Source organism: Streptomyces sp. enrichment culture, assembly GCF_964272855.1.
In the GTDB taxonomy this organism is placed as follows: Bacteria; Actinomycetota; Actinomycetes; order Streptomycetales; family Streptomycetaceae; genus Streptomyces.
Genome location: NZ_OZ186847.1, coordinates 2,995,533 through 3,019,235 on the forward strand (window position 1 = coordinate 2,995,533; position 23,703 = coordinate 3,019,235).

Sequence of the window (23,703 nt, forward strand, 5' to 3'; positions counted from 1 at the left end):
CGGGGCTCTTTGCTTTTCCGGGGCGGACTGCTTCTGGGGGACGGACTACTTCGCGGGACGGACTGTTTCGCGAAACGGACTATTTCTGCGCCCGCACCGGGATGTCGAGGATCACCTGGGTGCCCCGCTCCGGTGCCGGGACCATGTCGAAGCTGCCGCCCAACTCGCCCTCCACCAGCGTCCGTACGATCTGCAGGCCGAGATTGCCGGAGGTGTGCGGGTCGAAGCCCTCGGGCAGCCCCACCCCGTCGTCCTGGACGGTGACCAGGAGGCGCGCCTCCTTCGTCGTACCGCCGCGGACGGCCGACACCTCGACGGTTCCGGTGTCGCCCTCGCGGAAGCCGTGCTCCAGGGCGTTCTGCAGCACCTCGGTCAGCACCATGGACAGCGGGGTCGCGACCTCGGCGTCGAGGATGCCGAAGCGGCCGGTGCGCCGGCCGGTGACCTTGCCGGGCGAGATCTCGGCGACCATGGCGAGCACCCGGTCGGCGATCTCGTCGAACTCCACGCGCTCGTCCAGGTTCTGGGACAGCGTCTCGTGCACGATGGCGATCGACCCGACCCGGCGCACCGCCTCCTCGAGCGCCGCGCGGCCGCGTTCGGACTCGATCCGCCGGGCCTGGAGGCGCAGCAGCGCGGCCACCGTCTGGAGGTTGTTCTTCACCCGGTGGTGGATCTCCCGGATGGTGGCGTCCTTGGTGATCAACTCGCGCTCGCGGCGGCGCAGTTCGGTGACGTCCCGGAGGAGGACCAGCGAACCGATGCGGGTGCCCTTGGGCTTGAGCGGGATCGCCCGGAACTGGATGACGCCGTCGTTGGCCTCGATCTCGAACTCGCGGGGCGCCCAGCCGCTGGCGACCTTGGCGAGCGCCTCGTCGACCGGCCCGCGGGTGGGGGCGAGTTCGGCGGTGGTGCGGCCGAGGTGGTGGCCGACGAGGTCGGCGGCGAGGCCCATGCGGTGGTAGGCGGAGAGAGCGTTCGGGGAGGCGTACTGGACGATGCCGTCCGCGTCGAGCCGGATCAGTCCGTCGCCCACACGGGGCGAGGCGTCCATGTCGACCTGCTGGTTGGCGAAGGGGAACGCGCCGGCCGCGATCATCTGGGCGAGGTCCGAGGCGGACTGGAGGTAGGTCAGCTCCAGGCGGCTCGGGGTGCGCACGGTGAGCAGGTTGGTGTTGCGGGCGATGACGCCGAGGACGCGGCCCTCCCGCCGTACGGGGATCGACTCGACCCGTACGGGGACCTCCTCACGCCACTCCGGGTCGCCCTCGCGCACGATGCGGCCCTCGTCGAGCGCGACGTCCAGCATGGGGCGGCGGCCGCGCGGGACCAGGTGGCCGACCATGTCGTCCTGGTAGGAGGTGGGGCCGGTGTTGGGCCGCATCTGGGCCACGGAGACATAGCGGGTGCCGTCGCGGGTGGGGACCCAGAGGACGAGGTCGGCGAAGGACAGGTCGGAGAGCAGCTGCCACTCCGAGACCAGCAGATGCAGCCACTCGAGGTCGGAGTCGTCGAGGGCGGTGTGCTGGCGGACCAGTTCGTTCATGGAGGGCACGTGTGCGAGCGTACCTGGGGCTTCGGACGGCGCTGAAATACGTGACTCCCGGTCCGGTCCCCGCACGCCCGGAGGGCCGGCGCGGGCCCGGAGAACACCCGCGGGCCGCGGCGCCTGGGAGGGACCCTCAACCCTCCCGGCACCGCAGCCCGGAGCAACAACGGCCGTGGGGTGTGCGGTCCCGGTCGGCCGAAGGATGAGGAGCCGGGGCAGTCAGGGCAGAGAGCTCCGGTTCCTCGGTCCGTCTTCCTGTGCGGGGAAGACGGAGGCTTGTTCCCCTCGCATGGAGGCTACGGATGCACAGCGAGGCGCCTACGATTGTGGACTAGACCACTCCGCGTGTCCATGCGTCGGAGACTGTTTTTGTCGAAAGACCGTGCGGCGCGGGGCCGCCGTACGTTATCGGCGCTTCGCAGCCTAACCCGCCCCGGTCACCTACGGGGCCAGATGGCCATGGCAATTTCGGCGAGCGCTTCGAGTTCCGCCCGGTTCGCGCCGTCGCGAGCCTGCTGGGACATGCCCTGGATCATGGCTCCGGTGTGCCTGGCGAGCGCCGCCGCGTCCGTGTCCGGCGGCAGCTCGCCCGAGGCGATGTCCGCCTTTATACGGCTTTCGAAGGCCGCGATGCCGGCGTTGCGCCGGTCCCGCAGGAACTGCTCCACCTCAGGGCTGGTGCAGTTGGTCGCCGCGTGGACGACGAGGCAGCCGTGCGGGCGGCCGGGGACGGTGTACTCGACGGCGGCCTCGCGCAGCACACGCTCCACGGCGGCCCGGGCCGTGGGCTCCTCGGCGAGGGCACGCCCGGTGAAGGAGCCGTACCGCACGCCGTACACCTCCACGGCCTCCTCGAACAACGCCCGCTTGTCGCCGAAGGCCGAGTAGAGGCTGGGGGCACCGATGCCCATGACACGGGTGAGGTCGGAGACGGAGGTGGCCTCGTAGCCGTGCTCCCAGAAGGCCATGATCGCCTTCTCCAGGGCGGTCTCCCGGTCGAAGGAGCGAGGCCGGCCACGGCCGCGCTGCCGGGCGGCGGGCCCCGCGGCCCGCGCTCCCGCCCGTGTCTCGGAGTCCTGCTCGGTCGCCATGGAGTTCATTTTATAGCGAGCACTAGACAAACAACAGAGCCGTGCTCTACGGTCATTTGTGTAACGACCGCTAGTTAATTGCGAAGGGGGCGTCGACATGGGCGCGCTGAGCGGCAGGACGGCACTCGTCACGGGGGCGAGCAGGGGGATCGGGCGCGGGATCGCCGAGCGGCTGGGGCGCGACGGGGCCCGGGTCGCGGTGCACTACGGCAGCAGCGAGGCGGCGGCGAGGGAGACGGTCACGGCGATCGAGGCTGCGGGCGGCTCCGCCTTCACGATCGGCGTCGAGCTGGGCCGGCCCGGGGACGCCGAGGCGCTGTGGGCCGAGTTCGACCGGCATGCCGACGGGGTGGACATCATCGTGAACAACGCCGGGATCGGCACGGCGTCCCCGCTGGAGAAGATCGACGAGGAGGAGTACGACCGGGTCTTCGCGGTGAACGTGAAGGCACCCCACTTCATCGTCCGGCACGGCCTCGGCCGGCTCCGCGACGGCGGCCGGGTCATCAATGTCTCCTCGGGCCTGGCTCGGACCGCCGTGATGCCGGACAAGATGGCCTACGCGATGACGAAGGGCGCGCTGGACGTCTTCACCCGGGATCTGTCCAAGGTGCTCGGACCCCGGGGCATCACGGTGAACTCGGTGGCGCCGGGCATCATCGACACCGACAACACGGCCGAGTTCCTGAGCACGGAGGACGGCCGGGCGCAGGCCGCGGCGATATCCGCGCTGGGGCGGGTGGGAGTACCGGCGGACGTGGCCGACGTGGTGGCCTTCCTGGCCTCCGACGAGGGCCGGTGGATCACGGGGAGCTGGGTGGACGTGACGGGCGGCTCGCTGAGCTGAGCTGGGGGCTCGCCATGCTGAGCCGGGGGCTTCCCGTCGGACCGGGGCTCGGGGCGACCCCGTCACTCCCGCCGGGCCGGGACCAACGGCGACCACGCCATCCCCGCCGCGCGCGCCTCACCGCGTCTCCGTGACCTTGGCCAGGGCACGGGGCGCGTCCGGATCCTGGCCGCGGGCGATGGTGACCTCGTAGGCGAGCAGTTGCAGCGGGATGATCTCCAGGATCGGCTGGACCTCCTCCGCGATGCCCTCGGTGGGCAGGACGAAGCCCGCCGAGGCCTGCGCCACCTGACGCCCGGGCCCGAAGACGACCAGATCGGCGCCGCGGCCGCGCAGGCGGTCCAGGACGGGCTGGAGCGCCTCCCCTCCCCTGCCGTCGGTGACGACCGCGATGACCGGGGAGACGTTGTCGACCATGGCGAGGGGGCCGTGCAGCAGATCGGCGCCGGAGTAGGAGAGGGCGGGGATGTAGCTGGTCTCCATCAGTTTGAGGGCGGCTTCCTTGGCCGTCGGGTAGCCGTAGCCGCGTGAGGTGATCACCATGCGCTCGGCGAACCGGTAGCGGCCGGCGAGGGCGCGTACCTCGTCCTTGCGGGAGAGCAGCTGACCGGCAAGGTCGGGGAGCGGCTCCGCGGGGGCGCCGTCGCCGCCGCGCAGGCCCTCGACGAAGAGGTAGAGCGCGAGGAGGGAGGCCGTGTAGGTCTTGGTCGCGGGCAGGGCCTTCTCCGGGCCCGCCAGGATGTCGAGGTGGTGTTCGGCGACGCCGGCCAGCGGTGAGTCCGGGTTGTTGGTGACGGCGAGGGTGATCGCGCCGGCCTGGCGGGCGGCCCGGGTGGAGGCGACCAGGTCGGGGGAGCCGCCGGACTGGCTGACGGTGACGACGAGGACGTCGGTGAGGTCGGGGGCGGCGCCGTAGGCCGTGATGGTCGACATCGAGGTGAGGCCGCAGGGCAGGCCGAGGCGGATCTCCATGAGGTACTTGGCGTAGAGCGCGGCGTTGTCGGAGGTGCCGCGGGCGGTGAGCAGGACGAAGCGGGGCTTGCGGGCGGCGATCTCCTGCGCGACCCGGCGGATGTCCGGGGCGCCGTCCTGAAGGATCCGCCGCAGCACGGCGGGCTGCTCGTCCATCTCGCGGGCCATGATCCGGCCGGGGACGTCTGTGTGGGGCTCCGGTGGGGTGGCGGTCATGGGATCTCCGGGGGGCCTGGAGGGGCATGCGGTGCAGCTCCCATTCCACTCCCCCGGGCGTTGGCGCGCCCGCTCAGGGCAGGCCTGTGGGCGGAGCTGCCGGGGGCCTGTTTCTCCCCTACGGCGCCTGGGAGGTCGGCCCCCGCTCTGTTAGATTGGTCTAAACCACATGGACCCTTTCGGGTGCCCTCGAGTCCCCTCTTCAGATCGGCAGGCCAGCGTGGAAGTTGTCATCGTTCCGGACGCCGAGGCCGGCGGCGAACTGATCGCCGAGGCCATGGCCCAGCTGCTCCGACGCAAGCCCGACGCCCTGCTCGGTGTGGCCACCGGCTCGACGCCGCTGCCCATCTACCAGGCGCTGACGGCCAAGGTGAGATCCGGTGCCGTGGACGCCTCCCGGGCGCGGATCGCACAGCTCGACGAGTACGTGGGGCTGCCCGCGACGCATCCCGAGTCGTACCGCTCCGTGCTGCGCCGCGAGGTGCTCGAGCCGCTGGGGCTCGGGATGGAGGCGTTCATGGGGCCCGCCGGCGAGGCCGCGGACGTGCAGGCGGCCTGCGAGGCGTACGACCGGGCCCTCGCCGAGGCGGGCGGGGTGGATCTGCAGCTGCTCGGGATAGGCACCGACGGGCACATCGGGTTCAACGAGCCGTGCTCCTCGCTCGCCTCCCGCACCCGGATCAAGACGCTGACCGAGCAGACCCGGATCGACAACGCGCGCTTCTTCGACGGCGACATCGACCAGGTCCCGCACCACGTCATCACCCAGGGCATCGGAACGATCCTGGAGGCGCGGCACCTGGTGCTGCTGGCCACCGGTGAGGGCAAGGCCGACGCGGTCGCCGCGACGGTGGAGGGACCGGTCGCCGCGGTGTGTCCGGCGTCGGCACTGCAGTTGCACCCGCATGCGACGGTCGTGGTCGACGAGGCCGCCGCTTCCAAGCTGAAGCTGGCGGACTACTTCCGGCACACCTACGCGAACAAGCCGGAGTGGCAGGGCATCTAGTTTCTAGCCAGGGGCTCTCGGATCAGGCCGGCATCGCGGTACCGGTCCTTCCCGACCAGGACCGGTACCCACCGCACGACGCCGTGGCGTGTCACAGCACCAGGACCAGCACACCTCCGAGCACGCCCAGGCCCAGGGCGATGAGGAACGGGATCCATCCGCCGTTCCGCCAGGGGAAGAGGGCGTCGATCGCGAGGCGGCCGGGGCCCACGGCGGCGATGGCGAGCGCGGCGACCGCGAAGAGCATGGGGTGCGCGAACGACGGGGGCCCGGCGGGCCACAGGCTGTACTCGGGCGCCACCGCCATGGCGTTGATCATCACGCCGACGGTGGCCGCCGCGGCGAGCGGCGTGAGCAGTCCGACGGCCAGGCCCAGACCGCCGAGGACCTCGGAGATCCCTGCCAGGACGGCGAAGAAGCGGCCCGGCTCGTATCCCTGCTCGGCAAAGGCCTTGGCCGTCGCGTCGAGACCCGGCCCGCCGAACATGCCGAACAGCTTCTGTGCGCCGTGACCCGCCAGGAGCAGACCCACCGCCAGCCGCAGGAGAAGCATTCCCACGTCCGCGGCGCCCACCGCCCCCCGCGCCGGTCTCGTGTCGTAGGACTCGGTGGAGTCGTGTGATCGCGGAGTGGGGGCTGTCATCACGGCATCACCTCCGGGCACAGCCATCGGTGCGGTCTCCCCCTTTCGATCCTCCTCTCCCGGGGAGAGGACGTCCAAGGGAGGAAGGGAGGAGGAAGGGGCGAGGGAGAAGCGGGGTGCCGGGCGCCCGGCCCCTCCGCCGCCCGGCACTCCGCCCCGCCGCCGCTCACACCCCGGCGATGACCTCCGCCGCCGCCCTTCCGCACACCCGGGCCGCGCCGTAGGTGGCGATGTGCAGGGCGCCCCGGGGGGCCGCCTGCGGGACGCCCATCTCGACCACGACTGTGTCCGGGCGGGTCCGAAGGAGCGTGTCGAGGGCTGTCGCCATCCACGCGTGCCGGTGCTCGTCACGGACGACCGCCACGATGCGGCGCTCCCCCGCGGCGGTCAGGGCGGCGCCGCCCGCGCCCTCCCCCGTGAACGTGCCCGCCTCCGTGCCGGGGAGCAGCGCGGCCAGTTCCGCCGCCACGCCCCACGGCGTCTCGTCGCCGACGGCGATGTTGGCGACCGGCGTGAGAGCGGCGACGTACGGAGCCCCGGTGACCGGCGTGAAGGCGTCCGCGCCGGTGACCCGGAGCGCCCGGCGAGCCGCCCGCAGGCCCACCTCGCCGTCCGCCCCGGCCCGTCCCGCGAGCTGTCCTCCGGCCGGTGCCGCGGACCGGGCGCCCACGGCCGAGGCCGTCCAGGCCGCCAGCCCCCGCACCCGTTCCGCCGCGTCCGCCAGCCGTTCCTCGGGCAGTTCGCCGGAGCGCACGGCCGTGACGAGGGCGTCGCGCAGGCGGCGTACCGTCTCGTCGTCGGCCAGTCCGCCGCCCACGCAGATCGCGTCGGCGCCCGCGGCGACGGCGAGGACGCTGCCCCGTTCGATGCCGTAGGTGGCGGCGATGGCCTGCATCTCCATGCCGTCGGTGACGATCAGGCCGTCGTAGCCGAGTTCGCCGCGCAGCAGGTCGGTGAGGATGCGGCTGGACAACGTTGCCGGGCGGTCCGGGTCCAGGGCGGGGACCAGGATGTGGGCGCTCATCACGGCACGGGTGCCGGCCGCGATGGCGGCCCGGAACGGGGCCAGTTCGCGGTCGCCGAGCACCGCCGGGTCCGCGTCGATGCGGGGCAGCGCGTGGTGGGAGTCGACGGCGGTGTCGCCGTGGCCGGGGAAGTGCTTGGTGCAGGCGGCTACGCCCGCCGCCTGGAGGCCCCTCACATAGGCCGCCGTGTGCCGGGCGACCAGGTCCGGGTCGGCGCCGAAGGAGCGGACGCCGATGACGGGGTTGCCCGGGTTGGAGTTGACGTCGGCGGACGGGGCCCAGTTGAAGTTGACGCCGCAGGCGGCGAGGCGGCGGCCGAGTTCGTGGGCGACCTCGCGGGTCAGCTCCACGTCGTCGACCGCGCCCAGCGCGTGGTTGCCGGGGAAGGAGGAGCCGGTCCGCACCTCCAGGCGCGTGACGTCGCCGCCCTCCTCGTCGATGGCGACCAGCACGTCGTCGCGTTCGGCGCGCAACTGGGCGGTGAGTGCCGCGAGCTGTTCGGGCGTGGCGATGTTGCGGCCGAACAGGCCGACCGAGGCGAGGCCCTCGCCGAGGCGGCGCAGCAGCCAGTCGGGGGCGGTGGTGCCGGTGAAGCCGGGCTGGAGGACCGTCAGCGCGTCACGGGTGAGCGTGTCGGTGTCGCTGGCGAATGTCGTCATCGAGGGGGCTATCCCTTCACGGCGCCGGCGGTCAGGCCGTTGACGGCCTTGCGCTGGAGGAAGACGAAGAGGATCAGGATCGGGATCGCGAAGAGGGAGGAGGCCGCCATGGTCGCGCCCCAGTCGTCGCCGAAGGCGGTGCGGAAGCTGGAGAGCCACAGGGGCAGGGTCTGCGCCTCGGCCTCCTTGTTGAGCACCAGGACCAGCGCGAACTCGTTCCACGCGGTGATGAAGCCGAAGAGGGAGGTCGACATCAGGCCGGGCGCCAGCAGCGGCAGGATGACGCGGCGGAAGGCCTGGGCTCGGGTGCAGCCGTCGACCATGGCCGCCTCCTCCAGTTCCATCGGCACGGCGGCGACGAAGCCACGCAGCGTGAGGATGGTGAAGGGGAGGATCATCATCATGTAGAAGAGCGTCAGCGGGACAAGACTGTTCAGCATCGACGCGTCCCGGACGATCATGTACATCGCGATGATCATGACTTCCCAGGGCGCCATCTGCGCCAGCATGAAGCCGATGATGAAGCCGCGCCGCCCCTTGAACCGCATACGGGCCAGGGCGAAGGAGCCAGCCAGTGCGATGACGAGGGAGAGGACGACCGCGAGGACGGTCACGATCAGCGAGTTGGTGACGTACGTCCAGAAGTGGTCGACGCCGGTCGCGGTCTTGAAGTGCTCGAACGTGAAGTCCGTCGGGAACCAGACCGGGTCCTCGGAGATGATGTCGCCGGTCGGCTTGAAGGCCGTGGCGAACATCCAGTACACGGGGAAGACGAAGCCGATGAACAGGACGACGGCCGTGACGTTGGGCCACAGGCGGCCGAAGAGCGAGCGCTTCACGACTTGGCCTCCTCTTCTCGTTCTTGCTTGAGCACGATCCGCAGGTAGTAGGCGGTGAGGCCGAGCAGGATCAGGATGGTCAGGACGGCGATCGCCGCACCCATGCCGTAGTGCTGGTTGCCGACGCCCTCGATGTAGGCGTAGACGGGCAGGATCTCGGTGAGCCGGTCGGGGCCGCCGCCGTTGATGGTGAAGACCTGCACGAACGCCTTGAAGATCCAGATGATCTCCAGGAAGGTCGTCGCGTAGAGGAAGGGGCGCAGGAACGGCAGGGTGACCGTGGTGAAGCTCCGCCAGGCGCCCGCACCGTCCAGGGCGGCGGCCTCGTACAGCTCGTCGGGGATGGTCGTGGTCGCGGCGTACAGGTTGATCGCGACGAACGGGATGGACATCCAGACGATCAGCACGGTGACGACGAAGAACGTCGACATCTGGCTGCTGGTCCAGCTGTAGTCGGCCATGGAGTGCCAGCCGAGCTTGTCCAGGACCCAGTTGACGACGCCGAAGCGCTGGGCGAAGAGCCACTGGTAGACGGTGGTCGCGGCGACCACGGGCATCGCCCAGGCGAGCACCAGGCCGACCAGGAGCGTGAACCGCATCCGCTTGCCGAGGCGGGCGAGGAGCAGGCCGACCAGGGAGCCCAGGACCATGGTCAGGACGACGTTGACCGCCGTGAACAGGATCGAGCGGAGGGTGACCCGCCAGAAGTCCTCGCCGGTGAGGACCTCGGTGTAGTTGTCGACGCCGTTCCACTCGGTGACGTGCTGGATCAGCTGCGCCATGTTGAGGTTCTGGAACGACAGCAGGACGTCCTTGAGCAGCGGCCAGCCGAGCAGCAGCACGGTGGCCGCGCAGGCCGGCAGCAGCAGGAGGTAGGGGCCGAGCGCGCCGGCGCGGGACGCTCTCGGTGTGGGCCGGCCCGGTCCTCCGACGTCCGCCCCCTTGCGGACGTCCGCCGGGCCGGAGGGCGGCCGTTCGGTCTGCACGGTCATGCTCGCCATCTCTTCTCTAGACCTACGACTGTCGCGGGGCGGGGGCCGCACGGCGGTGCGGCGCGTGCGGCCCCCGTCCCCGGCGAGCGCTGTTACTGCTGCTGCGCCAGGCGCTTGTTGAACTCGCCCTCGACCTGCTTGGCGGCCTCGGCCGGGGACTTACCGTTCAGCACCGCGGTCATGTAGGTCTTGACCGGGTTGGGGGCGTTCTCCACCGCGGCCCACTCGGGGATCAGCGGCGTGGTGCCACCGCCCGCGGCGGCCGGCGCCATGGCCTCGGCGGCGGCGTTGCCCTTGACGTTGCCCTGCAGCGACTCCTTGTTCGGGATGACGCCGTTGAGCTTGGCGAGCTGGCCCTCGTACTGGTCGGACAGGGCGATCTTCAGGAACTCCTTGGCGAGGTCCTGCTTCTGGCTGCCCGCGGCGACGGCGAGGTTGGAGCCACCGAGGAAGACGCCCTCGGGCTTGTCGGCCGCGGCACCGGGGATGGTGAAGTAGCCGATCTCCTTCTCGATCTTCGGGTTGGCCTCGATGGCGATGCCGGCTTCCCAGCCCATGCCGATGAAGGCGCCGACGTTGCCCTTGCCGAAGACCTCGCCCTGCTGCGGGGTGGCCTCGTCCTTGTCCTTGGGGGCCTTGGAGAGGGCCTGGAACTTCTTGTAGGTCTCCATGGCGGCGGCGACCTTCGGGTCGTCCAGGTTGGAGACGTACTTGTCGCCGTCCTTCTTGACCAGCTCGCCGCCCTCGCCGACGACCAGGCCGACGAAGTGGTACCAGTTCTGGCCGGGCAGGTAGATCGGCTCGGCGTCGGTCTTCTCGCCGATCTGCTTGAGGTCGGCGTAGAACTCATCGCGGGTCTTGGGCAGGTCCTTGATGCCGGCGTCGGCCCAGACCTTCTTGTTGTAGACGACGACGCGGTTGGCGAAGTACCAGGGGGCCGCGTACTGCTTGCCCTCGAAGACCGAGGAGTTGTTCAGGGACTCGGTCCAGTCGCCGCCGATCGCGGTCTTGAGGTCGGCGAGGTCGGCGAGGCCGCCGGTCTTGGCGTAGGCCGGGGTCTGGGTGTTGCCGATCTCGAAGACGTCCGGCGGGTTCTCCTCGGACAGGGCGGTGGTCAGCTTCTGCTGGATGCCGTTCCACTGCTGGATCTCGAACTGGACCTTGGCCTTGGTCTTCTTCTCGAAGGCCGCGGCGACGTCCTTCTGCCACTGGTCCGGCGAGGAGCCGTCCATCACCCACACCGTCAGGGTCTGGCCCGCGTAGCCGTCCGCCCCGCCCTTGCCCTCGCCGCTGCCGTCGTCGCCACCGCACGCCGCGAGCGAGATCATCATGCCCGCGACACCGATCGCGGATATCAGCTTGCGCTTCACGCCACCCTCCTCAGGGATGCCACAAACCCCCCTGCTCCCCGCGGTGAACTGACGTACCGCCCATGGGGCCGGGACCTGGACCAATGGTGTAGACCAGTACCGGGGAGCTTGGCCCAGACCAAAAGGCGTGTCAAGGGTCTGAAGTACGGCCCGACCAGCCGTTATGGGACCTACATATGCAGGAACCTTTAAGTAAGAACCCCGCGAAAACAGGGGCTCCACCCGTCATACTCGGGTAGACCACTTCGGGCATGGTGGACTAGACCAACAAGGCCCGCGACGGTATACAGAGGGGATCACGGAGCGTGCCGACGACACCTCTACGGAGCCGGGAAGGCGGAGCATGAGCACCGACGTCAGCAGTGCGGAGAACGAGGGTGGGACGACCGTCCGTACCGCGCGCGTGCCTAAGTACTACCGCCTGAAGAAGCATCTGCTCGACATGACGGAGACCCAGGCACCGGGCACCCCGGTCCCGCCCGAGCGGACCCTGGCCGCCGAGTTCGACACCTCCCGCACCACCGTGCGCCAGGCCCTCCAGGAGCTGGTGGTCGAGGGGCGGCTGGAGCGCATCCAGGGCAAGGGCACCTTCGTCGCCAAGCCGAAGGTCTCCCAGGCGCTGCAACTGACCTCCTACACGGAGGACATGCGCGCCCAGGGCCTGGAGCCGACCTCGCAGCTGCTGGACATCGGCTACATCACCGCCGACGACCGGCTCGCCGGCCTGCTCGACATCACCGCCGGCGGCCGGGTGCTGCGCATCGAGCGGCTGCGCATGGCCAACGGGGAGCCGATGGCGATCGAGACGACCCATCTCTCCGCCAAGCGCTTCCCGGCGCTGCGCCGCTCCCTGGCCAAGTACACGTCCCTCTACACCGCCCTCGCCGAGGTGTACGACGTCCACCTCGCGGAGGCCGAGGAGACCATCGAGACCTCACTGGCGACCCCGCGCGAGGCCGGCCTGCTCGGCACCGACGTGGGCCTGCCGATGCTGATGCTGTCCCGGCACTCCCTGGACCGGGAGGGCAAGCCGGTGGAGTGGGTGCGGTCGGTCTACCGGGGCGACCGGTACAAGTTCGTGGCCCGGCTGAAGCGCCCCACCGAGTAGCGACTTTGTAAAGCCGGTACCGATATACGGACGAGGGGTTCCTCTGGCCGACACCGTGACCTAGATTGCCAGCCCATTACGCAGGTGATCAGCGAGGGGACGGAGTCGCCAGATGTCGCAAGCGCCAGAAGTGAACAGAGGGCCGGTGGTGACGCCCGTTCGCGTCGTCATCGCCCTCTGTCTTGTCGCACCGTTCGTGGCCATGCTGTGGGTCGGCTCGTACGCCAAGACCGACCCGGCTCTGATCGGCATCCCGTTCTTCTACTGGTACCAGATGGCGTGGGTGGTCATCTCCACCGTGCTCACGATGGTCGCGTTCAAGCTGTGGCAGCGTGACCAGCGCGCCCGCCGGGGCGGTGAGCAGCGATGAAGGACGGCGTGAACGGCGTCGCACTCGCCGTCTTCATCTTCTTCTTCCTGGCCGTCACGGTCATGGGCTTCCTGGCCGCGCGCTGGCGCAAGGCCGAGAACGAGCACAGCCTCGACGAATGGGGTCTGGGCGGCCGGTCGTTCGGCACCTGGATCACCTGGTTCCTGCTCGGCGGCGACCTCTACACGGCCTACACCTTCGTCGCCGTACCGGCGGCCATCTACGCCGCGGGCGCGGCCGGCTTCTTCGCCGTGCCGTACACCATCCTGGTGTACCCGCTGATCTTCACGTTCCTGCCGCGTCTGTGGTCGGTCTCGCACAAGCACGGCTATGTGACGACCTCGGATTTCGTGCGCGGCCGGTTCGGCTCGAAGGGCCTGTCCCTGGCGGTGGCCCTCACCGGCATCCTCGCCACCATGCCGTACATCGCGCTCCAACTCGTCGGCATCCAGGCCGTGCTGGACGTGATGGGCGTCGGTGGCGGCGAGGACACCAACTGGTTCATCAAGGACCTGCCGCTGCTGATCGCGTTCGGCGTGCTGGCCGCGTACACCTACTCCTCGGGCCTGCGGGCCCCGGCACTGATCGCGTTCGTGAAGGACACGCTGATCTACATCGTCATCGCCGTGGCGATCATCTACATCCCGATCAAGCTGGGCGGCTTCGACGAGATCTTCGCCAAGGCGGACGAGAAGTTCACCAGCGCCGGGGCGGGCGGCCTCGTCCCGCCGGAGGCGGGGCAGTGGACGTACGCCACGCTGGCGTTGGGCTCCGCGCTCGCGTTGTTCATGTACCCGCACTCGATCACCGCGACGCTCTCCTCCAAGAGCCGTGAGGTGATCCGCCGCAACACCACGATCCTGCCGCTGTACTCCCTCATGCTGGGCTTGCTGGCCCTGCTGGGCTTCATGGCGATCGCGGCCGGCATCAAGGTGCAGAACGGCCAGCTGGCCATCCCGCAGTTGTTCGAGAACATGTTCCCGGACTGGTTCGCGGGCGTCGCGTTCGCGGCGATCGGCATCGGCGCGCTGGTGCCGGCGGCCATCATGTCCATCGCGGCGGCCAACCTCTTCACCCGGAACATCTACAAGGACTTCATCCGCAAGGACGCCACGCCCGAGCAGGAGACCAAGGTCTCCAAACTGGTGTCGCTGCTGGTGAAGGTGGGCGCGCTGGCCTTCGTCCTGACCATGGACAAGACCGTCGCCATCAACTTCCAGCTGCTGGGCGGCATCTGGATCCTGCAGACCTTCCCGGCCCTGGTCGGCGGCCTGTTCACGCGCTGGTTCCACCGCTGGGCGCTGCTCGCCGGCTGGGCGGTCGGCATGCTCTACGGCACGATCGCCGCGTACGGGGTGGCCTCGCCGACGCAGAAGCACTTCGGCGGCTCGTCGAAGGAGATCCCGGGCATCGGGGAGATCGGCTACATCGGCCTCACCGCGTTCGTGCTCAACGTCGTGGTGACCGTGGTCCTGACCTTCGTCCTGAAGGCCGTCAAGGCCCCCGAGGGCGTCGACGAGACCAAGCCGGAGGACTACACGGCCGACGCGGGCGACCCGGGAGTCCAGGTGGAGCTGCCGCCGGCGACGGCGGGATCGGCCCACTGACCGCGCCTCGGTTTTCGACGGCGGCCCGCGAGTTGCGGGCCGCCGTCTGCTGCGAAAGGGGACCGTGTCCTGGCCGGTCTGCATCCTGTACAACGGTCGACCGTGGTGGTCCCGCGAAGTGTCGGCACCCAGCCCCGAGGGAGCCCTGGTGTCCGCCCGCCAGATCGCCGACCTGTTCAACCAAAGGCTCCGTCACTGGGCTACCCGGCCCTGTTCTCCGCACACGGTGGCCCCTGCCCGACCCCTCAGTAGTGACTCAGGAGGTCCCCATGACCTCGGTATCCGGCAGCCAGCGCACATTCAACGTGAAGGTCCAGCAGGTGTCCGGCACCAACTCCGCAGATCTCGGAAGCGCCTTCAGGGTGGGCAGCGTGGCGGCCGCCACCGGTACGGCACTGTCCAGCCCCGGCGAACCGCTGACCGTGGACATCAAGGTGGAGAACTTCCGGGGCGAGGCCGCCACGGTCACCGCCGCCGTCAGCGACCAGTCGGGCAGCAACGCGTTCTTCGGCGAGGGCACCCTGCACTGGGACGAGGGCGAGACGGACGAGCTGTGGATCCAGTTCACCGGCTTCCCGCCGCAGGCGGACCAGGTGACGCCGACCGGCTCCTGCGAGTACTCCCTCATCTCCTCCGGCCCGGACGTGGACGTACGCGTCTTCACGGTCTGATTGCCCGATCGGTCGGATTCACTCGATCAGTCTCGATCAGTCATCGATTCACGCGGCCTGAACCACGCCCGCGTCCGCCGTGCCATCTGAACCCGGAAGCGGCGCAGTCGGCGCACCCTCATCGCGCTGCGGACCGAGGGCGCGCCAGCCGGCCGGGGGCGTGTTCGGGGTCCACAGGCTGTGCTTGCGGTATCCGCCGGTGGCGCGGGCGGGGAAGCCGATCGGCGCGGCTCACGGGCGCACCTCGCCCGGTGGGCGGCGGACGGCCCTCGTCGGGGGACGCCCTCGTCATGATGCGGTCTCCTCACGCGAGTCCTGGGCTCATGGAAACGGCGAGACACTTGGCTTTTGCCGTGGCCAGTTGACAGTGTGAAACCACCCGGACACAACATCTGGGGGTGTCACCGTCACCCGGCACAACATGTATGCTCATGCTCGCTGTCGCCGCAGGGGAATCCGGTGCGAATCCGGAACTGTCCCGCAACGGTGTACTCATGCGCGTATGCCCGCATACGCGCACACGAGCGTCAGTCCGAGGACCTGCCGACAGTGCGCCCGGCCGTCCGGTCCGGGTGCCTGACGTCCGGGCCTCGTGGAATGGGCCGGTGGACGCGACGCCGTGTGCGCTCGTGAGCTGCCCCCTGCCCTCGACCGAGGCCCCCGTGCCCAGCGAGGGAGAGCCCCCACGTGACCATCGCGCCCGCAGATCCGGCCTCAGCAGCGACCCGGTCGAACGACGACGGTCCCGGTGCCGCGCTGCTGCGGACCCTGACCGAGCTGACCGCCGACCTCCCCGACGCCGACCCCGGCCGGGTCGCTGCCGCCGCGCTGCGCGGCCGGTCCGCCCACGCGGACGACGCGGAGCTGCGCGAGCTGGCCACGGAGGCGGCCGCCGGCCTGATCTCCGAGGACCCCGCGTACAGCAGGCTGGCCGCCCGCCTGCTGGCGATCGGCATCGCCGCCGAGGCCGCCTCGCAGGGTGTCACGTCCTTCACCGAGTCCGTCGCCGTCGGCCACCGCGAGGGCCTGATCGCCGACCGCACCGCCGAGTTCGTGCGGCTGCACGCCGACCGCCTGGACGCCCTCGTCGACCGCACCGCCGACGACCGCTTCGGCTACTTCGGCCTGCGCACCCTGCACAGCCGATATCTGCTGCGCCACCCGATCACCCGCAAGGTCGTCGAGACGCCCCAGCACTTCCTGCTGCGGGTCGCCGCCGGTCTCGCCGAGGACGACACCACGCACTCCCTGGACGAGGTCGCGGCGCTCTACGGGCTCATGAGCCGCCTCGACTACCTGCCCTCCTCCCCCACGCTGTTCAACTCGGGCACCCGGCACCCCCAGATGTCGTCCTGCTACCTCCTGGACTCCCCCAAGGACGAGCTGGACTCCATCTACGACCGCTACCACCAGGTCGCCCGGCTCTCGAAGCACGCCGGCGGCATCGGCCTGTCGTACAGCCGCATCCGCTCGCGCGGTTCGCTGATCCGCGGCACCAACGGCCACTCCAACGGCATCGTCCCGTTCCTGAAGACCCTCGACGCCTCGGTCGCCGCGGTGAACCAGGGCGGCCGGCGCAAGGGGGCCGCCGCGGTCTACCTGGAGACCTGGCACTCCGACATCGAGGAGTTCCTGGAGCTGCGCGACAACACCGGTGAGGACGCCCGCCGCACCCACAACCTGAACCTGGCGCACTGGATCCCGGACGAGTTCATGCGCCGCGTGAACGCCGACGGGCAGTGGTCCCTGTTCTCCCCCGCCGACGTGCCGGAGCTGGTCGACCTGTGGGGCGAGGAGTTCGACGCGGCGTACCGCAAGGCCGAGGCGGCGGGCCTCGCCCGCAAGACCATCCCCGCCCGCGACCTGTACGGCCGGATGATGCGCACCCTGGCGCAGACCGGCAACGGCTGGATGACCTTCAAGGACGCCGCCAACCGCACCGCCAACCAGACCGCCGAGCCGGGCCACGTCGTCCACTCCTCCAACCTCTGCACGGAGATCCTGGAAGTCACCGACGACGGCGAGACGGCGGTCTGCAACCTGGGCTCCGTCAATCTCGGCGCGTTCGTCGCCGACAGCGACATCGACTGGGAGCGGCTGGACTCCACGGTCCGCACGGCCGTCACCTTCCTCGACCGCGTGGTCGACATCAACTTCTACCCGACCGAGCAGGCGGGCCGCTCCAACGCCAAGTGGCGCCCCGTCGGCCTCGGCGCGATGGGCCTGCAGGACGTGTTCTTCAAGTTGCGCCTGCCGTTCGACTCGCCGGAGGCGAGGGCCCTGTCCACGCGGATCGCCGAGCGGATCATGCTCGCCGCGTACGAGGCCTCCGCCGACCTGGCCGAGCGCAGCGGCCCGCTGCCGGCCTGGGAGCAGACCCGTACCGCCCGGGGTGTGCTGCACCCAGACCACTACGGCGTGGAGCCCGCCTGGCCGGAGCGCTGGGCGGCGCTGCGGGCCCGGATCGCGCGGGTCGGCATGCGCAACTCGCTGCTCCTGGCGATCGCGCCGACCGCGACCATCGCCTCGATCGCGGGCGCTTACGAATGCATCGAGCCGCAGGTGTCCAACCTGTTCAAGCGTGAGACGCTGTCCGGCGAGTTCCTCCAGGTGAACTCCTACCTGGTGCAGGACCTGAAGGACCTCGGCGTGTGGGACGCCCGCACCCGGGAGGCGCTGCGCGAGTCGAACGGCTCGGTACAGGACTTCGCGTGGATCCCGGAGGACGTACGGCGGCTGTACCGCACGGCGTGGGAGATCCCGCAGCGCGGCCTGATCGACATGGCGGCGGCCCGCACCCCGTACCTGGACCAGGCGCAGTCCCTGAACCTGTTCATGGAGACGCCGACCATCGGCAAGCTCTCCTCGATGTACGCCTACGCCTGGAAGTCCGGGCTGAAGACGACGTACTACCTGCGTTCGCGCCCCGCGACGCGCATCGCCCGCGCCGCCCGCGCGCAGGCCACCGTCCCCGTCCAGCAGGCCGCCGACCCCGAAGCGGTCGCCTGCTCCCTTGAGAACCCCGAGTCCTGCGAGGCCTGCCAGTAATTCCCACCCGCCACCCGACCACCACCCCTGGAGGACGGCGCTTCGCGCCGACAGTCATGACTCAGAATCTGCTCGACCCCGGCTTCGAGCTCACTCTCCGCCCGATGCGCTACCCGGACTTCTACGAGCGCTACCGGGACGCCATCAAGAACACCTGGACCGTGGAGGAGGTCGACCTCCACTCGGACGTCGCCGACCTCGCGAAGCTGACGCCGGGTGAGCAGCACCTGATCGGCCGTCTGGTCGCGTTCTTCGCGACGGGCGACTCGATCGTGGCGAACAACCTGGTGCTGACCCTCTACAAGCACATCAACTCCCCCGAGGCGCGGCTGTACCTGAGCCGGCAGCTCTTCGAGGAGGCCGTCCACGTCCAGTTCTACCTGACGCTGCTGGACACCTACCTGCCCGACCCGGACGACCGGGCGGCGGCCTTCGCGGCCGTCGAGAACATCCCCTCCATCCGCGAGAAGGCCGAGTTCTGCTTCAAGTGGATGGACTCGGTGGAGAAGATCGACCGGCTGGAGACGAAGGCGGACCGCCGTCGCTTCCTGCTGAACCTGATCTGCTTCGCCGCGTGCATCGAGGGCCTGTTCTTCTACGGCGCGTTCGCGTACGTCTACTGGTTCCGCAGCCGGGGCCTGCTGCACGGTCTCGCGACCGGCACCAACTGGGTGTTCCGCGACGAGACGATGCACATGAGCTTCGCGTTCGACGTGGTCGACACCGTCCGCAAGGAGGAGCCGGACCTCTTCGACGACCAGCTCCAGCAGCAGGTGACGGACATGCTGCGGGAGGCCGTGGAAGCGGAGCTGCAGTTCGCGCGCGACCTGTGCGGGGACGGCCTGCCGGGCATGAACACCGACTCGATGCGGCAGTACCTGGAGTGCGTGGCCGACCAGCGGCTCAGCCGGCTGGGCTTCGCCCCGGTCTACGGCTCGGAGAACCCGTTCTCCTTCATGGAGCTGCAGGGCGTGCAGGAGCTGACCAACTTCTTCGAGCGGCGTCCGTCCGCGTACCAGGTCGCGGTCGAGGGCACCGTGGACCTGGACGAGGACTTCTGAGCCCCGCGGCCGGGGCCGGCACGGGGCCGGCCCCGGCCCGTCTTCCCTCACCTCGGTACGGGCTTCAGCAGCAGCCGCTGCGGACGGAGTGTGATGCCCACGCGGGTGGCATCGTCGGAGCCGGCCACCTGCTCGAACCGGTACTTCGTCGCGATCGCCGCGGTGATGAGCGACAGCTGGGCCATGGAGAAGTGGTCGCTCGGGCACTTCCGATTACCCACACTGAAGGGGCTCATGGCATATTTCGGCACGTCCTTGGCGCGTTCCGGAAGCCATCGGTCAGGGTCGAACTCGAGGTGGTCCGGGTACGAGTGCGGATCGCGCTGGATCGCGTACGGGCTGTACACGATGTCGGCTCCGGCCGGAATGCGATAGTCGCCGAGCGAGGTGTCGGTGACCGCCCGCCGGGTCAATATCCAGACGGCCGGGCGCAAACGCATCGCCTCGACGACGACATTGTTGGTGTGCCGCAGTTTGCGGACGTCCTCGAATGCCACCGGACGGCCACCCGTCACGGATTCAACTTCTTCCCGGACCCGGTCCGCGTGTTCCGGATGTTCCGCGAGCACCTGGAGCAGCCACATGATCGTGGAAGCCACGGTTTCGCTTCCGGGGGTGAGTATCGCCACCACCTGATCATGGATCTCCTGCTCCCCGATGGGGTCGCCATTCTCGTCCTTCGCCTCCAGCAGTGCCGTCAGCAAATCGTCCGGCTTTTGACCGGACGCCCGGCGCTCGGCGATGATCTCGTCGACGAGCAGATGCAAATCGGCCAACGCCCGGTTGAATTCCCGGTTGGCCGGCAGCGGCAGCCGGTACAGGGGCCCCAGCGGGACGACCATCCGCCGGTACATGCCCTGGAAGACGACCGCGAGCGCGTTGCACAGCCGCTCGGCGCGCTCGTCCATGTACTCGCCGCGCAGCAGACAGCGGGCCGCGATCCGCACGGCCACCCGGAAGGACTCCGAGGTGCAGTCGATGGTCTCGCCGGGCCGCCAGCGGGTGGTCAGCCCGTGCGCCTCCTCCTCCATGATCGGCCCGTAGGCGGGGATGGCGTCCAGCCGGAAGGCGGGCTGGATGGTGCGGCGCTGGCGGCGGTGCCGGGGGCCGTTGGCGGTGGCCACGCCCTCCTTGCCGAGCAGGCCCTCCAGGGACTCCCACAGCGGCCCGTCGATCTTGAAGTCGGGGCTCAGCGCGAGGGCCCCGGTGAGCGCCGGGGTGGTGACCGCGTACACGGTCTTCGGGCCCAGCCTCAGCCGGACGACGTCCCCGTGCTCGCGCAGCCGGGACATTAAGGCCAGCGGGTCGCGGACCAGCTTCAGACCGTGCCCGAGGAGTGGCACGGCCCCTCCCGCGAGGGGCGGTTCGCGCAGCTGCGACGCCTGGGCGGCCGCGGAGGTCGCGGGCTTCACGGACTCGACGGTCATTTCTCACCTGCCGCTTCGTTGTTGACGTACGGGGGTGTGGACCGGTCCTCCCAGCTGTCGACCCGGTACCGGCCGGACTCGTGGTGGAACCAGTAGACGGAGCTGAACCAGTTCCGCATATTCGCGACGCAGGACCGCACGGCGGCGCTCAATTCCTTTCCCTGGACCGTGCCGTCGGCCAGCTCGTCGGCGAATCGCAGGGCGTCCCGCTCGGCGACGAGGAAGTCGGCTATGCAGTTCTCGATCCGGCGCCGTATTTCGATGACCGCCGTTTCCAGGCTCATTCCCTGATGGACGATGAGACTGATGCCGAGATTGTGGACCTCGTCGCCCGCAATTTCCTTGGGCAGCGAACAGAGGTCGTTGTACCAGGCGGCGAATTCCTGGCTCAGCAGTGCCGCCTGCCGAAATGCCGGGTGTTTCCGCACGTCGTCCGGGAGTTGGCGTCCCGCGCTCGGCTCCAGCAGATCGGTCCAGATCCAGTGCGCGAAGGTGAGGCGGCGCAGTTCCAGATACTCCTCGACGGTGGGTACGAATCCCCCGGCGCGGTTGCGGAATTCCCGGTCGTACGCCTCGATCACCGCGTGGAAGTGCCGGGCGAACCGCGCGTTCCACGTGCCCGGCGCGTTCCACGTTCCCGGCAGGAAGGAGTACAGCCGCAGCACACTGTCGGCGAACCCCGCCACCAGCGGGTCCTCGTGGTGCAGATGGCCCCGGGGGGAGTCGAGTGCCGTGTGCAGCCGGGACCGCAGCCGGCTCCAGGCGAGCGGACGGCGGTGGACGATGTCCCGGTCGTGGCGGTCGTCCCAGACGAAGAACCACGCGCTGAAGTCCGCGATCGCCTGCATGACCTCGTCCGGGGCGCCCACGTAGTACCCCGCCATCAGGTCGGTGTAGCACAGGCCGTCGGCATATTCCGCCACCTTGTCCGCCGACATGAGCCGTTTTTCCAGGAGCCAGGCACGGGTCTTCTCCTGGAGCCTGGGCCAATACGGGTGCAATTGCCTGGGAAACGCCGCCTCGATCACCGGGAGTGCGAGCGACGGTGGAACGGCGACCGCGGTCGCGGTGGTGCTGTGTGGGAAAGCAGGCACGAACAAACCCCTCTCAGCCGCCGGTTGGCGCACGCCTCTCCGTTGTGCCAGGGCGTGCGCCGTTGCGTAATCCCGCACTTACCATTCAGCACCACAACTGACCGTTCTGGGAACGGATTTGCTTCACTCACTACCCCATACTGCCGAGACACCCCTCTTGCGTGACTGGTTCTGGATCACTAAGGAAGGGGACACGGTCGAACGTGCGACGGACATACGAACGGCGCCCGACCGGGAAGGGAAGCCCGGTCGGGCGCCGTACGGATGGGGCGGACGACGTCAGTCGTTCGCGACCACGGGGTAGCGGGGCTCGTTCTCGGCCATCTGCCGCAGCGCGTCCTTGCGGTCCCGCTTCGACAGCCGGTCGATGTACAGGTAGCCGTACAGGTGGTCGGTCTCGTGCTGCAAACACCGAGCGAAGTACCCGGTGCCCCGCACCTTGATCGGGTTGCCCTTCTCGTCCTGCCCGGTCACCTCGGCGTAGTCCGGCCGGGCGAGCGGCATGTACGCGGTCGGCACCGACAGGCAGCCCTCGTTGCTGTCGTCTAGGCGGCGCTTGTCCGCCGGCAGCTCGACCAGCTTCGGGTTGCACACCACGCCGACGTGGCGCACGCCCTCGTCGTCCGGGCAGTCGTATACGAAGACCTTCAGGTCGACGCCGATCTGGTTGGCGGCCAGGCCCACGCCCTCGGCGGTGCGCTGGCTGGCGAACATGTCCGCGACGAGCTGCTGGAGCTCGTCACCGAAGTCGGTGACGTCCTTGCACTCCTTGTGCAGCACGGGGTTGCCGACGACCGTGATCGGCCGCGAGGTGCCCCGCCCGCGCCACTCGGCCTCGCGCTCCTCGCACTGCTCGGTGTCGATGACGAAGCCCTCGTCGTCCACGGGGAGCACGCCCACGTGCTGCTGATCGGTGTCCTGCTGCGCCATGACCGACGTATGCCTTCCTAGAAAAACAGGGTGGTGATGCTGATACAGGGTACGGGTGACGCCGCGAGGGGTGCGGGGAACTGCGCGATCAACCCCCACTACGGAGACCCGGCAACGGCGCTAGCACACCTCTTCGAGATCCCGCCAGTCACGAGAGTCCGGGCTGTCCGCAACCCACCCGTCCAACAACCCCCTGACCAGTGAAGCCGGCGCGGCCACCCCGCACTCCCGCTCCGGCACCCACAACTGCCCGTCCGTCCGATGCCCCAGCGGCCCCGGATGCCCCGGCTCGCTGTGATCGTGGGGATCGAGGTGCTCCCCGTCCCCCTCGTCCGCCGGCATCCGCGACTCCGAGCACATCCGGCACAGCAGCCGCACCGACGACGACCAGTCCTCCGCAGCGAACCCGGCGTCCGCGGCCAGCTGCTCCAGCGCGTCCCGGTCCGCCTCGGTGGCCGCCTCCAGCAGCACCACCCAGGTCGGCACCGGCGACGGCGCCCACAGTTCGATCTCGTCGAACACCGGATAGGAGTGCCCCACGGCCGTGGTCCGCTCGCCGTGCGGCACCCCGTCGTGCAGTACGACCTCGCCCCAGCGCCGCCCGGACGACGGCAGCGGAATGGACAGCACCTCTATGCGCGCGGGGTCCAGCCGCCGCCCCCACACCACCTCGGCCTCGCCCTCGGGCGACAGCCGCACGGCCGCGCTGCCCAGGTCCATGCCGACGGGTTCCCCGTTGTCGGTGGCGCCGCCGGGCACCTGGAGTCCGTACGCCTGCCAGGCCCGCCGGGCCAGCGGCCAGTCCTGGAGCGCGGTGGCGGCGATGCCGACGTTCCACCAGTCGGGCGCCCCGGCCTCCCGGTCCAGCAGCGCGACGGCCCGCAGGCCGGCCGTGCGGGCCTGCTCCCAGTCGTGCCGGAACTTGTGCAGCAGGGCCAGGTTGAACCAGGACTCGGACAGCCAGGGCTCGAGGTCGGCGGCCCGTGTCAGCAGCGCGCCCGCGTCCTCGTACCGGCCGTCGCCGATCAGCGTGAACGCACGGTCGGTGGCCTGCCGCCAGGAGGCGGAGGGCCGGTGCCGTCCCTTGCCGAAGATCCTCACGATTCCCGCCTGCCAGTTTTGTGGAGTGGGCCGGCTGTGCCCCCGGACAGCCTCTCGGACTCCCTCTCCTTCGCATC

Annotated in this window: 20 protein-coding genes and 1 riboswitch; of the genes, 8 read left to right on the forward strand and 12 right to left on the reverse strand. The window is 69.8% G+C overall.

The features are described from left to right. Positions 1-79: 79 nt before the first annotated feature. Both ACSU6L_RS12545 and ACSU6L_RS12550 read right to left on the reverse strand, forming a co-directional pair. Positions 80-1,546: a sensor histidine kinase gene (locus ACSU6L_RS12545; RefSeq protein WP_437064858.1), complete on the reverse strand. Its 1,467-nt coding sequence runs from the start codon at positions 1,544-1,546 to the stop codon at positions 80-82. Between the two features lie 440 nt (positions 1,547-1,986). Next, positions 1,987-2,640, reverse strand: coding sequence for a TetR/AcrR family transcriptional regulator (locus ACSU6L_RS12550; RefSeq protein ID WP_437056383.1), 654 nt, complete (start codon positions 2,638-2,640; stop codon positions 1,987-1,989). A 97-nt stretch (positions 2,641-2,737) separates the two neighbouring features. Between ACSU6L_RS12550 and ACSU6L_RS12555 the strand changes: the two genes are divergently transcribed. After that, on the forward strand, positions 2,738-3,487 hold the full coding sequence (locus ACSU6L_RS12555; RefSeq protein WP_437056385.1) for an SDR family oxidoreductase: 750 nt from the start codon (positions 2,738-2,740) through the stop codon (positions 3,485-3,487). 117 nt (positions 3,488-3,604) lie between these two features. Here the strand turns inward: ACSU6L_RS12555 and ACSU6L_RS12560 are convergent, their stop codons facing one another. Beyond that, positions 3,605-4,675: an SIS domain-containing protein gene (locus ACSU6L_RS12560; RefSeq protein ID WP_437056387.1), complete on the reverse strand. Its 1,071-nt coding sequence runs from the start codon at positions 4,673-4,675 to the stop codon at positions 3,605-3,607. Positions 4,676-4,895: 220 nt separating this feature from the next. Between ACSU6L_RS12560 and nagB the strand changes: the two genes are divergently transcribed. After that, a complete protein-coding gene (nagB, locus tag ACSU6L_RS12565; RefSeq protein ID WP_437056389.1) occupies positions 4,896-5,681 on the forward strand; it encodes a glucosamine-6-phosphate deaminase in 786 nt (261 codons plus the stop codon). Between the two features lie 91 nt (positions 5,682-5,772). On the opposite strand, the gene ACSU6L_RS12570 is transcribed toward nagB, so the two are convergent. The 5 genes from ACSU6L_RS12570 to ACSU6L_RS12590 all read right to left on the reverse strand — a co-directional run bounded on the left by ACSU6L_RS12570 (position 5,773) and on the right by ACSU6L_RS12590 (position 11,209). Then, entirely contained in the window at positions 5,773-6,324 is a 552-nt protein-coding gene (locus tag ACSU6L_RS12570; protein WP_437056391.1) for a DoxX family protein, read from the reverse strand. Between the two features lie 166 nt (positions 6,325-6,490). Further along, positions 6,491-8,008, reverse strand: a complete 1,518-nt coding sequence (locus ACSU6L_RS12575) for a glycoside hydrolase family 3 protein (RefSeq protein WP_437056393.1) — start codon at positions 8,006-8,008, stop codon at positions 6,491-6,493. A gap of 8 nt (positions 8,009-8,016) precedes the next feature. Beyond that, positions 8,017-8,847, reverse strand: a complete 831-nt coding sequence (locus tag ACSU6L_RS12580; protein WP_437056395.1) for a carbohydrate ABC transporter permease — start codon at positions 8,845-8,847, stop codon at positions 8,017-8,019. Beyond that, entirely contained in the window at positions 8,844-9,839 is a 996-nt protein-coding gene (locus ACSU6L_RS12585) for a carbohydrate ABC transporter permease (protein WP_437056397.1), read from the reverse strand. The genes ACSU6L_RS12580 and ACSU6L_RS12585 overlap by 4 nt, the downstream gene beginning before the upstream one ends. Before the next feature lie 92 nt (positions 9,840-9,931). Continuing rightward, complete coding sequence (locus ACSU6L_RS12590) at positions 9,932-11,209, reverse strand: extracellular solute-binding protein (RefSeq protein ID WP_437056399.1); 1,278 nt, start codon at positions 11,207-11,209, stop codon at positions 9,932-9,934. Between the two features lie 343 nt (positions 11,210-11,552). Here ACSU6L_RS12590 and ACSU6L_RS12595 point away from each other — a divergent pair, with 343 nt between their 5' ends. The 6 genes from ACSU6L_RS12595 to ACSU6L_RS12620 all read left to right on the forward strand — a co-directional run bounded on the left by ACSU6L_RS12595 (position 11,553) and on the right by ACSU6L_RS12620 (position 19,074). Beyond that, on the forward strand, positions 11,553-12,317 hold the full coding sequence (locus tag ACSU6L_RS12595; protein WP_437056401.1) for a GntR family transcriptional regulator: 765 nt from the start codon (positions 11,553-11,555) through the stop codon (positions 12,315-12,317). 112 nt (positions 12,318-12,429) lie between these two features. Beyond that, positions 12,430-12,687 (forward strand): DUF3311 domain-containing protein, encoded by a 258-nt coding sequence (locus tag ACSU6L_RS12600; RefSeq protein ID WP_437056403.1) that lies wholly within the window; start codon positions 12,430-12,432, stop codon positions 12,685-12,687. Beyond that, entirely contained in the window at positions 12,684-14,294 is a 1,611-nt protein-coding gene (gene mctP / locus ACSU6L_RS12605; RefSeq protein ID WP_437056405.1) for a monocarboxylate uptake permease MctP, read from the forward strand. Before ACSU6L_RS12600 ends, mctP begins: the two co-directional genes overlap by 4 nt. Before the next feature lie 269 nt (positions 14,295-14,563). Further along, positions 14,564-14,965: a hypothetical protein gene (locus ACSU6L_RS12610; protein ID WP_437056407.1), complete on the forward strand. Its 402-nt coding sequence runs from the start codon at positions 14,564-14,566 to the stop codon at positions 14,963-14,965. A gap of 425 nt (positions 14,966-15,390) precedes the next feature. Next, positions 15,391-15,527, forward strand: a riboswitch (cobalamin riboswitch). A 125-nt stretch (positions 15,528-15,652) separates the two neighbouring features. Then, complete coding sequence (locus ACSU6L_RS12615; protein ID WP_437056409.1) at positions 15,653-18,013, forward strand: ribonucleoside-diphosphate reductase subunit alpha; 2,361 nt, start codon at positions 15,653-15,655, stop codon at positions 18,011-18,013. 56 nt (positions 18,014-18,069) lie between these two features. Then, complete coding sequence (locus ACSU6L_RS12620) at positions 18,070-19,074, forward strand: ribonucleotide-diphosphate reductase subunit beta (protein ID WP_437056411.1); 1,005 nt, start codon at positions 18,070-18,072, stop codon at positions 19,072-19,074. A gap of 47 nt (positions 19,075-19,121) precedes the next feature. Here ACSU6L_RS12620 and ACSU6L_RS12625 read toward each other — a convergent pair whose 3' ends face one another. The 4 genes from ACSU6L_RS12625 to ACSU6L_RS12640 form a co-directional block, all read right to left on the reverse strand. Then, positions 19,122-20,501, reverse strand: a complete 1,380-nt coding sequence (locus ACSU6L_RS12625) for a bifunctional albaflavenone monooxygenase/terpene synthase (RefSeq protein ID WP_437056413.1) — start codon at positions 20,499-20,501, stop codon at positions 19,122-19,124. Further along, positions 20,498-21,595, reverse strand: a complete 1,098-nt coding sequence (cyc1, locus tag ACSU6L_RS12630; protein WP_437056415.1) for an epi-isozizaene synthase — start codon at positions 21,593-21,595, stop codon at positions 20,498-20,500. The genes ACSU6L_RS12625 and cyc1 overlap by 4 nt, the downstream gene beginning before the upstream one ends. Before the next feature lie 279 nt (positions 21,596-21,874). Beyond that, complete coding sequence (gene def, locus ACSU6L_RS12635; protein ID WP_437056417.1) at positions 21,875-22,525, reverse strand: peptide deformylase; 651 nt, start codon at positions 22,523-22,525, stop codon at positions 21,875-21,877. A 120-nt stretch (positions 22,526-22,645) separates the two neighbouring features. Beyond that, the gene (locus ACSU6L_RS12640; protein ID WP_073940831.1) at positions 22,646-23,626 is read right to left on the reverse strand and encodes a tetratricopeptide repeat protein; all 981 of its coding nucleotides are present in this window, start codon (positions 23,624-23,626) and stop codon (positions 22,646-22,648) included. Positions 23,627-23,703 lie beyond the last annotated feature (77 nt).